This window comes from Bacillus sp. ISL-77 (assembly GCF_018613105.1).
Genome location: NZ_JAGGQY010000094.1, coordinates 41,676 through 55,626, shown reverse-complemented (window position 1 = coordinate 55,626; position 13,951 = coordinate 41,676). Strand labels below are relative to the sequence as shown.

The following is a 13,951-nucleotide window of genomic DNA, read 5'->3' as shown; positions in this document are numbered from 1 at the left end:
CACCCTCCATTTCTCTGTATATACATATGAACTTGTCCCTTCTATTATGTTTTTCTATAAAAAAAAACCGATCACTTTTGGATCGGTTAATTGTTTATTGGTATTTTCAAAACCTGCCCTGCATTTAGTTGGTTACTCGTTAGATGGTTTGCCTCCACAATAATTTCCATTCCCTTTGGGGACTGATAATACGTCATTGCTATCCTATAAAGGTTTTCATTTGGTTTAACCGTATGAGAAATGATTTTACTATCTTCTGGTTCTGTCGATACTACGCTAGTTTCTGATTCTTTTTCTTTTTCACTATTAATATCTGATACCTGAGAATCCGTTTTGTTTTCATTTGTACTCTCGGGTTGAACAGATGTATCCACAGCCGTTTCAGTTTGTTCTACTCCGGCGTTAGATTCTTGGCTAGTTTCTTCTGAATCATTAGCTTCAGAAATTGCTTCCTTCGATTCATCAGGATTTTCTAGGGTTTCCTCGTCATCTTTAGAATTTTCCAAATTAATCGTTTCATACCCTACTGATTCAACTGATAGTTTTTCAACACCATTTATTTTTTTAGCACCGTCACGGTAAGAGATTACACTAAATATGATTATAGGCAGGAGGATAAAGAACAAAACTAATAGACGAATAAGTGGATATTTTAGCTTCCATTTTGTTTTTTTCCTCTTTGGGCGATGTATCTGCTCCCGTGGCGGCAAAACTTCCATGTCTTCGACTTTTTCATTAATTTTTTCTATTCGCTGTTTTAATCTTTCCGCTTGGTCCCTGAATGGTTCTTCATTATTCATGGAGCTACTCCTCCCTGTTCATCTTCTCTGATTGGTCGTTTAAATTTTATATATACTCCTAATAAAAAATCAATGACAAAATGCATAACAATTGTGACTGCTAAATTGTCTGTCCACTGAAATATTAAACCAATAAAAAAGCTTAATATAACAATATTTACAAACAAAAACCAATTAAAAAGGTATCGATAGTGGATGATTGCAAAAATAATACTTGCTAAAATGAGGCCTACTTTTGTTTGAATGATCCCTCTAAACAATAATTCTTCACTAAAAGCTACTAAAAGGGCAATGATAAAGATGTGAAACAAATTTCTATTTTTAAATATTCTTTCATTCAAACCGCCATCATCATAAAAGGACGAAGGCAGCGATTTCATTAAAAGTATATCGACCATTACCACTGTAATACCGGCAGGGAGTCCGATTGAAATAATATGAAAGTCATTCAAAGAAATATTATTTAAATAGGAGAAATGGTCAAAAAATATAAAACCTAATATCAATGAGATCACACAGAGAATTCCCTGTGTCATGTACAGGTGAAAAAGCAAATCTTTATCCGTTAATTCATTAATTAATTCAAAATACTTTTTTTTCATTCCCTCAACTCACAATTGATTAGAATTTTAGCAAGATAGTCGTTCCAGTTTTTTTCATTTGTTTTTACTGAAGGAAAATGATTAGAATTAATATTTTGATAATCATTTATTTGAAGCCCGCAAATGTCGCAGCATGGATTTAGCTTGTTAGACAATATTTCATCAAAATAATGTAAAATATATTCACGTCTGCAAGAATTGGTTTCAATCCATTTTTTCATGCAATAAATATTATTTTTCTTAATGGATAATCTTTCCTTAACAAAATCATTAATAGTGCATTGTAATTTTTCAAGGCTAGCCATTTCTAGAAATGAATTATTTACAAAGTCCTCAACAATCCTCCATTGAATCTCGGTAAAACCGCCAAGCTCCATTAGTTTCGTATTTAGATTGATCTTTCCATCCTTCAGAAGATGGTCATGTTCTACCTTTTTAAACAACCAGTCTATTTGCTGTTCAGATGGCAATTCATTCTCTGCAAGCTGGATTGGAAGCTGTTCATCCCCTGGCGAATATAAAAGGATGGCAATACTCGGTTCGCCATCACGACCTGCCCTTCCGATTTCCTGTAGAAAAGATTCTATTTGCATTGGCATGTGATAGTGAATAATAAAACGGATATTTTCTTTATTAATACCCATGCCAAAAGCACTCGTAGCACATATTACATCTAATTGCCCATAGATAAACTGTTGTTGAATCAGTATTCTTGTATTTTGATCCAATCCGCCATGATAGGCCATTGACTGACAGATTCCTTTTTCTGTTAGTAATGTCGCCATCTGTTCGGCAGCTTTTTTACTTGAAAAATAAATAATTCCCGGTTTTTTCAATTTGGCAACAAACTCGAGGACACTGGCTTGTTTATCGCGGTAATCAAATAGTTCTTTTACATAAAAGCCGATATTGGGTCGGTCTATGGTCGATTCTATTTTTACTATTTCCTCTAAATCAAGTGAAGCAATAATGTCCTGTCGTACCTTTATTGTAGCTGTCGCTGTCAGTGCAAGCGTTAGTGGATTACCGAATTTCTTTCGAATCTCACCTAGTTTTGAATAATCCGGGCGAAAATCAAAGCCCCATTGGGAAATACAATGGGCTTCATCTACAACAAACAATGCAATCGTAAGCTCTTGAAGTTTACGAAGGATATAGGGAACTCTCAACATTTCAGGTGATATGAAGATAAATTTATATTGACTTAAATGATGAAGGGCCCTATTTCTTTCCTCTCCCGAAAGAAAAGAGTTTAAAGCAATGACTCTTTTTTCACCAAATCTTTTAAATTGTTCCACTTGATCCTGCATTAATGATAGAAGAGGAGAAATAATTAAAATGTGCCCATCTAAAATAATCCCAGGTAGTTGGTAACACAGGGATTTTCCAGTTCCAGTTGGGAGCATTGCCAGTGTATGCTGCCCAGCAAGAATGGAGGTGATTACCTCTTTTTGTCCAGTCTTAAACGTTTGATAACCAAAATGTTTTTTTAAAACCTTTTCTAATTCCATTATCTATCACCATATTTCGCTAAAACTAACCTTATTTGAAAATAAGTAGCAGTACCTACTTTTTCTCTTATCACTTTTAGCTGTTTGGTTACTTTTTGCCGCGAAACTTCCAAAATCTTATTTTGTAACTCACTATCGACGTATGTATCAATGGAAAAATCCTTTACATTTAAGGCTAATTCAACAAGATGATCTTCTATTGTACTTAATTTTAAGTGTCTAAGATTTGCAATCATATCAAGGCTATATCCTTGTAATAATAATGCCTGTGTTTTCCTTGAGGAAAGGGTTAATTCATCATCTTGCATTAGATCATGGATAAGATAAGGTAAGATTTTAAACTGATTACCGTCTTCCATTATTCTTTGAATCAAGTAATGAAGGGCATTAGTAAAACCAATCTGATAATCATGAAAATCTAACTTCAGCTTTTTTGCTACTTGATGAGGGGTTAATCCAATCTGCTGAAAACCAGTTAACCGAAACACTAAAAGTGATGGGTCCATGTCTTTCACTGTATTAAAACATTCATTTAACTCTGAATAGACAGTAGTCCCCATCTCCATCCTAGGTACGGTGATGTCCTTTAGAGTAGCTTTTAACCAGATATGGACGTCTTTGTTTTTTTGAATGGGTATATATCTTGATTCCCTAAAAGCAAGATTGGATACCACCTGAATTAGTAGGGACAATCTTTCCCAAAATAGAGAGGATATTTGATGAAAGGTCCAGCCATTTATATATTTGGGCAATGGTTTGTTTTCTAGAAGTGTCATTCCAGAGGTCGTTACATCGTATCGTTGTTCCCCTATATTTATTAACCAATTTTTTTCTACCATTGATTGATGTATTTCATCAAAGGAGTCCCTTGTTAATTGCTCATAAATCCCAAAAAATTTTTTTAATGAAAATAGGTGGGCGTCTTGGATAGTTTGTGATGATTTTTTTCCATTCAACAGGTGATAGACGGAGTAAATCGTCCGTTCCCTGTTTAATTGTTTGACACTATAAAGAATAATGGATTCAAGTTGCATCATACTAAGTCCCCCGCCGTTTTTCGTACATTATCGACAAAATATCCATTTTTCTTCTTTATTCTATCATGAAATAAAGTAGATTGTTGCCCAAAAATGTGGAAGAATTAGAAATTCAACTATATAATCTACAGGTATATGGGTATTTTTCTATTGAAAAGTTATCGATACAGTTTTACAATAGATATGAGTTATCCGTTTTCAATTTGATAATGGAAAATGTGTAAGAATAATTTTGTTTATATTACTGGGAGGTTTTTTTTCATGGCAAAGTACACAATTGTGGATAAGGAAACTTGCATTGCATGTGGGGCTTGCGGCGCAGCAGCACCAGATATTTATGATTATGATGATGAAGGCATTGCATTTGTAACTCTTGATGATAATGAAGGAATTGTTGAAATTCCAGATGTATTAATCGATGATATGATGGATGCTTTTGAAGGCTGTCCTACTGATTCCATTAAGGTAGCTGACGAAGCTTTTGATGGCAATCCAACTAAATTTGAATAATATTTAGGTAAAACAAATGTTAAGCTACTACCTCTCTCCTTTTTAAGGGAGAGGTTTTAATTTTTTACAAAAAAACAACAGGAGGAATGGGTCCATCCTGTTGTTTTTATTTATTAGACGCTTTTAATTGTTGTGTTCTTATTAATCCATGCCTGCATCCGAATGAACAGAAGCATAAAGATGGATGACATCATAACACCTTTTATTAAGTTAAAAGGTAAGATAGCAGGGACTACCAAATTACGCATATCAGGGAATCCCATAAGAGCAGTATAAGCCGGTAAAATGAAGAAGTAATTTAACAAACTCATCATTACCGCCATTATGGCTGTCCCGGCGATTAACGCTAATGTCATACCTTTTCTAGTTTTGAGTCTATTATATACGAAATATGTTGGCAGGATAAACACAATGCCAGCAGCAAAATTGGCTATATGGCCAACAGGAATTCCTGTAAAACTTCCTGTCTGAATATAATTAAGGACATTTTTAAAAAACTCAACTAATATTCCTGCAATTGGTCCAAAAATCAATGTGGCAATTAATGCTGGGATGTCGCTGAAATCGACAAACAAGAAATTTGGGAATAAAGGCAATGGAAATTGTATTAGCATTAACAGAAATGCAATACTGCTCAACATTCCAATTGACACATAAGCCCTTACATTCATTTTCCTCTGTTTCTTCATCTTCTTCATCTTCCTCTCTCCTTTTTTGATCCATCGCGTTTAGGAAGAGAGGTTCAGCAAACAGTCGAGACCTAAGTAAATAAAAACTCCCTCAAGAAAATCTACTTGAGGGAGTTTACAAAGGCACGCTTAATAAACGTTCATTAAACATTAATTTTTTGAACGTCTGCAGAACCTCCATCTTCTCCCATCCAGACTATACTGTCGGCTTTGGAATCACACCAAATCCTGCCATAAAGGCTCGCGGGCTTATGAGTTTCACTCAAATACCGCCGATCGGGAATTTCACCCTGCCCCGAAGATAGATCGATATATAATTACAAATATAATTATACTGCTTCCTGCATTTTTTGTTAAGTAAAAGGTTTACGTTTTAACGCATTTGTAACTTTTTTAAACAGTTTCCAAAAAAAAAACCGCAGACACTTGAGTCCACGGGTTGTTTATTATCTCAATTTACATTTAATACTTGCTTAGGTTTAATAAGATCCGAGGACAGATGGTTAAGTTGTTTAATACGTGTTACCGTCATATTTCTTTTCCTCGAAATGGAGTACAATGTGTCGCCTTGTTTGACGATATATTGTTTTTTTCCTTTCTCTGTTTTGTCTTCCTTTTGAAGTTTTACATGGGAGCTTGCTTCTAATACATCGTCATTGATTCCAGCTATTCCACCCTGTACATTCTCGCCTGTGTCCGCTTTTCCTAAGAACTTTTCTGGATCCAATGCATATTTCTTATCATATCTCCACTCATGCTGGTGGGTTTCAAAATGAAGATGGGTCCCAGTAGCTTGTCCTGTTCTCCCCATTTTCCCTATTACGGTTCCCTGCTTAATACTTTGACCTTCTAATACAGTTCGCTTGTTTAAATGGGCATAGACAGTAACAAAATGACTTGGATGTTTTATAAATACTACATTTCCGTATGTATTCGAATAATAGGATTTAACTACTTGACCATCATCGACGGCAAGAACAGGGGTGTTCAATTTTCCAGCAATATCAATTCCCTTATGTTTACCCATTCTCGTTCCATATGTATCAGAAATAATACCGTCTGCAGGCCATATCCACCCATCCTTTATCTCTTTCTCATCCTTCATACTTGCTTCGGAATGTATTCCACCTAAAAATAACAAACTGATACATAGCGCCATAATTAGGGCAATAAGAACCCTTTTTATGTAGTCTCGCATTTTCTTCATTCAACCTCCTTAGTTCTTTTCCTCCTCCACACCATATGTTAGTTGTTTCACCTTTAGAACATATACCTTGGTGGAGGAGCGATTAGACATACTTGTTATAATTTGGAGATTATAGTTATTTTATTCATGATAAAAAAAATCAACCACTAGGGGTTGATTGAGAATAATTATTGAAGCGTCTGTAGGTTTGGCGCACGCGGGACTTTGTTTTCCTTTGATAGGTCAAATGTTCCGATTTTTTTTATAGGCGAATTTTTTATAATGACTTTTTCTAAACCAAATTCTTTAGCTGTTAATAACAAGGACTCATAAGCGTTAATCGTAACTTGGTCTTCTCGTAGACTCGAATTTTCATCTATTGTAACTAGTAAAGTTTTTTCTTTAATGGATACATCCTTAATCGGCAGAGCAGGAAAAAGTGAACTTTTTAACCCTAATAAGGGCTGATCATTCTTCATTGCCTCCAAAGCCCTATTAATATCAGTATACGTCTCTATTGATGGAACTAAGTAGGGGATTTCACTATCTTTGGAAAAATAAAAGAAGAAGGCATGATTCTTCTTTTGGACGACTTCAATTTCCTCTTTCCTGCCAAGATTCCCTAGTTCAATTCCAGGCTCACCATTTGTTGAAAATCGGATTTTTTTTATATTACTGTTCGAAGAAATATCTTTTTGTAATACATTCATAAAATTTGTTTCTGTTGTTGATCCTTGGCCGTACTGATGGGTTGACGACACATCAACCAAAACAGCTTTATTTTTATTATCAAGCTTCAGCGTAGCATTAAGTGGATAAAATTCGCTTAAACCCCATTCTTCTTCCTTTAAACTCACCATGTTTTCATTAAATATAGTTAGCCATGATTTATCATTTGAATCATTTACTATAGTGGAAACTGGAACAAGTATTTGCGCTTGCGGATCTGGAATCCAATAAGTTAAGACCCTTCCATTGTCTACTTCATCATCATAGACTGCTGTTTTTAAAAGTTCATTATTCTCAGCTGCTGAAAAGGTCTTTGCTTTTAAATTGTCATCTTCTTTTTTCAAAGCACTGGAGGAATCCTCATCCGCTGTTTGCATTTCCTGCCCAGATGAAGCATTTTTTTGACTTGCTTTATCCTCTGAGTATTGGGTTCCGACCATTAATTTAGGAACTAAGATGAAGAAAATGAGCAATGCACATGCAGTAGCAAGGCCAGGCAGGAGCCATTGTTTTATTTTTGTCTTTTTTATAGAAAGATTCTGATAAATGTCACGAGGATTGCGATCATCTTGTATTTTGGGCATTTGCCTTAATAGTTCTTCGAGCTGCTTATCGCTCCACTCTGACTTTTTCACTTGCCGCTCCCTCCTTCTGATAAGACATTTCCATATGTTTCTTCAATACCTTTAACGAACGGTGCTGTGTCGTTTTCACCTTGCTTTCTGTCCATCCTAATGCTTGGGCTGTTTCAGCAATCGATAAATCTTGAATATATCGCAGAATAATAACTGCTCTTTGATCCATTGTGCAATATTCTAGACAGTTGTAAACCCACCTGATTTCTTCCTTTTGTACCGTGATTTCTTCTGGTATAGGATATCCATCTTTCAGCTGATCGGTGGACCAATCAAATTTTTCGAGTAAACGTTCTTTCCATCCCTTTTGTTTTCGGAAGAAGTCAATGGCTACATTTCTTGCAATCGAAAACAACCAGGTTTTCTCACTGCTTTTCCCTTCAAAACGGCGATAAGATTTAAAGACTCTTATATAGACTTCTTGGACAAGATCCTCGGCATGTTCTTTGTTCCTGACCATATAAAGTAGAAATTGAAAAACGTCATGATGATATTTTTGGTAAAGTTCATCGAAAACGGAGTCCATCAATTCCCCTCCCCGTTCATAATATTAGTCGATTTATATGTATAAAAGGTTTCACCTTATAAATATAGACTTTTTTGTGACAAAAAGGAAGGTATAAATTGGAATTCATTTCCTAAAAATTTGATACAAAAAACTCATCCTGTTAATGGATGAGCTCTTAGCTTTCTATTTTTATTGTTCCTCGTGAATCAAGAACAATCGGCAAAATACTTGTTCATTTTACTATTTTCGAGGCACTAAAAAGGAAAATGTCGTTCCTTGACCTAGTTTACTCTGAACAGAAATATGACCACGATGTGCATCCATAATATTTTTAGCTATGGCTAGTCCAAGTCCTGTTCCTGCTCTTCCTCTCGTTCGAGCTTTATCAGCCTTATAAAACCGTTCAAACACAAAAGGTAAATCTTCGTCAGGAATACCCGACCCAGAATCTTTAACTCTAATCATTACGCCCTTATCTTCTGAAGTCACACTTAATTTAACAGAACCGCCTTTAGGTGTATGTCTTATGGCATTATCAATTAAATTTGTGAGAACCTGTTCGATTCGATCAGGATCAAAGGAAATGGAGGTGATTTCATTATCTATCTCTGCAAATAATTGAATTTCATTTTCTTTAGCTAATCCCTGGAACTTGTGGATAATTCGATTGATAAATGAAGAGATATTAGTTTCCTCCATTGTTAATTGAAGATGTCCGGCTTCCATTCGGGCTAAATCTAGCAATTCATTAACAAGCCGGCCCATACGCAAGGATTCATCATAAATGACCTTTGCCATTTCCTTTTTCTCTTCTTGGGATTCAGCAATATCATCAACGATTGCCTCACTATAGCCCTGCAACATCGATATTGGCGTTCTAAGCTCATGAGAAACGTTTGCAATAAAGTCTTGTCTCATTTTATCTAACTGTCTTTCCTCAGTCATATCCCTCAGAACGGCTACTGCACCGCGAATAAAACGGTTACTATATAATGGACTAACTAGGATGACCCAATGTCTGCCTTGGAATGAAATTTCACCCATTTGTTCTGCTTCAGTATCGACTGCTCGCTGAAATAGATCCATTACCTCTGGTGGTATGGCCTCGGAATCCGTACTAATTCCACCCATTTCATAATACCAATATTGAAGAAAGCGGTCTGCTGGAGGATTGGTGATTAGAATCGCCCCATCCCGATTAAAGGTAATAACACCATCTGCCATACTGCTAAGGATACTCGATAATTGCTCTTTTTCTTGGCTAAGTGCACTCATATTGAATTTTAATTGTCTTCCCATTTGATTAAAAGCAGTTGCTAGTTCACCAATTTCGTCATGTGTAAGGATGGGTACTTTTGTATCAAATTTTCCTCTGGCTACTTCAAAGGCTGCTTCTCTCATCTTTCTTAAGGGAGCTGCAATTCTTGTAGACAAAAAGAAGGCAAAAATAGTTGTTAGGATAATGGCAACACCCGCAACAAGTAAAATAAATTTAGTCGTTTCATGGGTTGTTTCTTGCATTACTTCCAATGATTGATAAATAAAAACTGCACTTTTTTCATCCCCGGGCAAATGCAAAGGTACACCAATAATTGAATACTTAGCTTCCTTTTCATCTTCATTAAACGAAAGGGTGGAAATTTTTTCAACGGACTTATCTTTTTTAAATACTTGTGATAATTTCGGGTCATTTTTAATATCAGTTAAGGATAACCTATTGGAAAGATCCGTGTTTGGAGAGTAATAGATTTCACTGTCCTTTTTAACAATTACTACATTGTTGACATTATCAATAATCTCCCAGGATATCTCTAATCCAAGTGGAAATTTTTCATTAGGATGTTTTTCTAAAACGTTCGCAATTTTCTCAGCTGTATTGGTCAAATCCTTTTTCATCTCAAGAGTATTGTAGTTTTGGAAAAATTCGAGAAGCATGATTGTTAAGATGAATAGCACAAAAGATACTAATAAAAGGATCGTTAACCATAGCTTTCCTACAACACTTCTTAATAATGTCATTCATTAATAACCTCAAATTTATAGCCTACACCCCAAACTGTAACAATCATTCTTGCAGCTTGTTCAGAAACTTTGTTTAATTTTTCACGGAGACGCTTTACATGCGTATCAACTGTACGTAGATCCCCGAAAAATTCATAATGCCAAACTTCTTTAAGTAACTGTTCACGGTCAAAAACTTTATCTGGCGCCTTCGCTAAGAAATAGAGCAATTCATATTCTTTTGGCGTTAAACTTACTTCTTTACCGTCTGCTGCTACCCTGTGTGCATCATTATCAATGGTTAAGTGTGGGAATACAATGACGTCTTTCGTTGTCGTTTCCGTTTGCAGGTAACTTGTTTGTGAAGACCTTCTTAACAAGGCCTTGACACGCAAGACAACCTCTCTCGGACTAAATGGTTTGACTATATAGTCATCAGTGCCCACTTCAAAACCTTGGACGCGATTAATTTCTTCCCCTTTAGCAGTAAGCATGATTACCGGTGTTGCCTTCTTTTCTCTTAATTCACGACAAACTTCAATTCCGTCTTTCCCTGGCATCATCAGGTCAAGAAGAACAACATCATAGTCATTGGCAAACGCTTTTGCTAAAGCCTCGGTCCCATCTTCAGCTTCATCAATTGTATAATCTTCACGCTCTAAATACATTTTTAATAAGCGGCGAATTCTTTCCTCATCATCTACAACTAAAATTTTCACGTCTTTTTCCATTATTAATCCCCCCATGGAGTTAATTTTACAAAACGGTATTGTTTTATGCTATATTTTCATGCTAATTACTCCTATAAAAAGTGTCAATAATTTGACAACAATAGCTATACTTGAAAATTTAATAAAAAGCCTTCACTTTTTGTAAGTGAAGGCTATAAAATTTTACCCATGTCCCAATTGCGAATGATCAACCGGCATAGGAATGTAAGCCAGCAATAACGAGATTGACTGCAACAAGGTTAAACATAATTATTACAAAGCCGATTACTGCTAACCATGCAGATTTTTCGCCGTGCCACCCTTTTGAAAGACGAAGATGTAAAAATGCTGCATAGAATAGAAATGTTATTAATGCCCAAACTTCTTTTGGGTCCCATCCCCAAAATCGTGACCAAGCCATTTGTGCCCATATCATTGCAAAAATGAGTGCACCCAGAGTAAATACTGGGAAACCGATTAATACAGAGCGATAGCTAATTTCGTCAACAAAGTCTAATTTAATGTTTTTAACAAGCGGTTTTAGTGCTGCAGCAATTCGTTTTCGTAATATTAATCTAATTAAGCCATAAATAACGAGTCCCGCCATTAATGACCAAATTACTGTATTTAATTTTTTGGCATTAATAAATGCTGGTACCTCGAACAAAGGCTTAAATCCATCTTTTGTTAGTAAGTCTCCTTCATGCGGACCGGAAATGGCAGGCATCGTATATTCAACCACTGCCTCGTTATCGTGTTTATCAACCCAATTAAATTTCTCATGGTAACCCAACCCTGAAAATATCGAAGATACGGCAACGAAACCAAGTACGGCGACTAATGAAAACATGACCATTTCAAGCCAAAAGGTTCGTTTGTTGGATTTTGTTTGATCAATTGCCTTTACGAGATAAATAAGCCCTGCCGCAAAGCTAATCGATAGAATAGCTTCCCCCATCGCCGCAGTAGTTACGTGAATATGCAGCCAATAACTTTGTAATGCGGGTATTAATGGCGTAATATCCCTTGGAAACATACTTGCATAAGCGATAACCAATAGGGCGACAGGCATTGTAAATAATCCTAGTAAGGTTGTACGATAAATAAAATAAATGACAATAAATGCACCTACAAGCGCCATTCCGAAGAATGTCGTGAACTCAAACATGTTACTAACTGGGGCGTGCCCCGCAGCAATCCATCTAGTGATAAAGTAACCCAGTTGTGAAACAAAACCAACAATTGTTAACAGTACAGCAATCTTCCCCCATTTGTTGGTTGCTTCCTTTTCATTCGATGGCTTCTTTGATTTAATAGACCCTCCGAAAAACAGGGTTGCAATTAAATATAGTATAAAAGAAATAAATAATAAATTACTACTTATTGTTGCCAACTAGACACTCTCCTTATCCTTAGGTTTATCAGTATCTTCCCTTTGAACTTGATCGTCTGGCATTTCAAGTTTCGTATCTGTCAAAACTGTTTCAATTTCTTTTTTTAGTCCATACCAATTTTTGTTTGTATGAGCTGCAACCCAAATTTGTCCATTTTTATTTTGAATCCAAATTCGACGGTGGTTCCAATAGGCTCCTTGTATGACGCCAATCATAAATATGATTCCACCTAATATAATCGCCCATAATGTTGAATCCTTCCGAACAATAAATCCTGAAACATTCTTTGTTTCGATTCCTTTAAATGCCATTTTATATTGATTAGCCCCAAATGGCTCGATGGTTTGCTTGATGGCAACGAAACTTGTTTCCCCTTTTGGCTTTTCAGGGGATACCATCCGGAAGACAAAGGCAGGGTTGTTTGGAACTCGTGATTTTGTTGTTGGCTCCCCATTTTCCGCAAATTCGAAATCTGGAAAGTAGTTTAGAATTTCAACAGAATACCCATTACCAAGATCATACTTCATCTTCGGATCTGTAAGATCAATTTTAAGATCGTTAATGGCTTTTTTTGTATTTTTATTTGTTAATGAAAATGACATCGTATTGAGTTCATTTCGGAATGAAGCTTGGAAGACAGAATAACCTTCAAAGGTGAGAGGGAGATTTACTCTTACCTTATATTCTGTTACTTTCTTGAGCTTTGGTTTCTCGCCAGGTAGATTATTTCCAACACGCTTATAAAGAACAACATTCGATTGATAATTTTTCACAACATCTCCAGCCATATTAATAGCCTTTTCAAATGTTTTGTCTTTATTTTTATCATAGTGTTCTAAAATGAATTTGTTATTTTGGAGATAGAACTGTCCTTCTGTCTCAGGAACAAGAGCTGTTTCTCCCTCCCTGACCCAAAGGTTCTCATTTACATACATTCCAGGAATAAAGCGCAGCATCCCGCCGAGTAAGAAAATTATTAATCCAACATGGTTTACATACGGACCCCAGCGAGAAAAACGCCCTTTTTCAGCTAAGATATCTCCATTTTCTTCGCGGACATGGTAACGTCTTGCCTTTAAATGCTTCTTAATTATCGTAAGATCATTTTCATCTGCACTTTCGTTCACACCAAAAATGCGCTGACGTTTTAAAAAACCTTCGTGTCTTGTAACCCTTTGGGCCTTAAGGGCCTTATATAATGGCACCACCCGATCGAGACTACAAATGACCAAGGATATACCGATCATCGCAATTAATAATAAATACCACCAGGAACCATATAAATTATTAAAACCTAATTGGTAATATAATTTACCAACCCAACCATATTCTTGCTCGTAATAAACATCTGCAGGCAAGTCTATATACATTTCCTGCGGCAAAATCGTACCAAGTGATGAAGCAATTAAGGTAATAATAATCAGCCAAACGCCAACCTTTACTGATGAAAAAAAGTTCCATATTTTATCAATAAATGTTTTATTATATGTTTGTGAACGTCTTGCACTTCCTTCATAGCGCATATCGAGAAGTTCTGCAGGGTTAATTTTCTCATCCAGCACTTTTCCGCATGCCTCACATAAAACAGTTCCATGTGGATTTACATGCCCGCATTCACATTTAACATCTTTCATTGAAA

The 13,951-nt window shown here is 35.9% G+C and carries 13 protein-coding genes and 1 riboswitch; of the genes, 1 reads left to right on the top strand and 12 read right to left on the bottom strand.

From position 1 onward, the window contains the following. Nucleotides 1-86: 86 nt before the first annotated feature. The 4 genes from J7E77_RS29065 to J7E77_RS29050 are packed head-to-tail and all read right to left on the bottom strand — an operon-like array spanning nucleotide 87 to nucleotide 3,950. A complete protein-coding gene (locus tag J7E77_RS29065; protein ID WP_214718964.1) occupies nucleotides 87-800 on the bottom strand; it encodes a LysM peptidoglycan-binding domain-containing protein in 714 nt (237 codons plus the stop codon). After that, on the bottom strand, nucleotides 797-1,402 hold the full coding sequence (locus tag J7E77_RS29060; RefSeq protein WP_214718963.1) for a CPBP family intramembrane glutamic endopeptidase: 606 nt from the start codon (nucleotides 1,400-1,402) through the stop codon (nucleotides 797-799). Before J7E77_RS29060 ends, J7E77_RS29065 begins: the two co-directional genes overlap by 4 nt. Then, nucleotides 1,399-2,913 (bottom strand): RecQ family ATP-dependent DNA helicase, encoded by a 1,515-nt coding sequence (locus J7E77_RS29055; RefSeq protein WP_214718962.1) that lies wholly within the window; start codon nucleotides 2,911-2,913, stop codon nucleotides 1,399-1,401. Before J7E77_RS29055 ends, J7E77_RS29060 begins: the two co-directional genes overlap by 4 nt. After that, entirely contained in the window at nucleotides 2,913-3,950 is a 1,038-nt protein-coding gene (locus tag J7E77_RS29050) for a YpbB family protein (RefSeq protein ID WP_214718960.1), read from the bottom strand. The genes J7E77_RS29055 and J7E77_RS29050 overlap by 1 nt, the downstream gene beginning before the upstream one ends. A gap of 261 nt (nucleotides 3,951-4,211) precedes the next feature. Between J7E77_RS29050 and J7E77_RS29045 the strand changes: the two genes are divergently transcribed. Beyond that, the gene (locus tag J7E77_RS29045) at nucleotides 4,212-4,460 is read left to right on the top strand and encodes a ferredoxin (RefSeq protein ID WP_024030326.1); all 249 of its coding nucleotides are present in this window, start codon (nucleotides 4,212-4,214) and stop codon (nucleotides 4,458-4,460) included. A 113-nt stretch (nucleotides 4,461-4,573) separates the two neighbouring features. Here the strand turns inward: J7E77_RS29045 and J7E77_RS29040 are convergent, their stop codons facing one another. From J7E77_RS29040 to resB, 8 genes are all read right to left on the bottom strand, one after another. Continuing rightward, on the bottom strand, nucleotides 4,574-5,158 hold the full coding sequence (locus J7E77_RS29040; protein WP_214718958.1) for an ECF transporter S component: 585 nt from the start codon (nucleotides 5,156-5,158) through the stop codon (nucleotides 4,574-4,576). Between the two features lie 166 nt (nucleotides 5,159-5,324). Beyond that, nucleotides 5,325-5,456: riboswitch (FMN riboswitch) on the bottom strand. Between the two features lie 144 nt (nucleotides 5,457-5,600). Next, nucleotides 5,601-6,356: a peptidoglycan DD-metalloendopeptidase family protein gene (locus J7E77_RS29035; protein ID WP_251026710.1), complete on the bottom strand. Its 756-nt coding sequence runs from the start codon at nucleotides 6,354-6,356 to the stop codon at nucleotides 5,601-5,603. A 167-nt stretch (nucleotides 6,357-6,523) separates the two neighbouring features. Next, on the bottom strand, nucleotides 6,524-7,699 hold the full coding sequence (locus J7E77_RS29030) for a hypothetical protein (RefSeq protein WP_214718956.1): 1,176 nt from the start codon (nucleotides 7,697-7,699) through the stop codon (nucleotides 6,524-6,526). Beyond that, nucleotides 7,674-8,225 carry an RNA polymerase sigma factor SigX gene (sigX, locus tag J7E77_RS29025; RefSeq protein ID WP_214718954.1) on the bottom strand — a complete coding sequence of 184 codons (552 nt, stop codon included), beginning with the start codon at nucleotides 8,223-8,225 and terminating at the stop codon, nucleotides 7,674-7,676. Before sigX ends, J7E77_RS29030 begins: the two co-directional genes overlap by 26 nt. A gap of 222 nt (nucleotides 8,226-8,447) precedes the next feature. Continuing rightward, the gene (locus tag J7E77_RS29020; protein WP_214718952.1) at nucleotides 8,448-10,226 is read right to left on the bottom strand and encodes an ATP-binding protein; all 1,779 of its coding nucleotides are present in this window, start codon (nucleotides 10,224-10,226) and stop codon (nucleotides 8,448-8,450) included. Continuing rightward, nucleotides 10,223-10,939: a response regulator transcription factor gene (locus tag J7E77_RS29015; RefSeq protein WP_214718951.1), complete on the bottom strand. Its 717-nt coding sequence runs from the start codon at nucleotides 10,937-10,939 to the stop codon at nucleotides 10,223-10,225. Before J7E77_RS29015 ends, J7E77_RS29020 begins: the two co-directional genes overlap by 4 nt. Nucleotides 10,940-11,126: 187 nt before the next feature. Further along, nucleotides 11,127-12,311, bottom strand: a complete 1,185-nt coding sequence (gene ccsB / locus J7E77_RS29010) for a c-type cytochrome biogenesis protein CcsB (RefSeq protein ID WP_214718949.1) — start codon at nucleotides 12,309-12,311, stop codon at nucleotides 11,127-11,129. Beyond that, on the bottom strand, nucleotides 12,312-13,946 hold the full coding sequence (resB, locus tag J7E77_RS29005; RefSeq protein WP_214718948.1) for a cytochrome c biogenesis protein ResB: 1,635 nt from the start codon (nucleotides 13,944-13,946) through the stop codon (nucleotides 12,312-12,314). Between the last annotated feature and the right edge of the window lie 5 nt (nucleotides 13,947-13,951).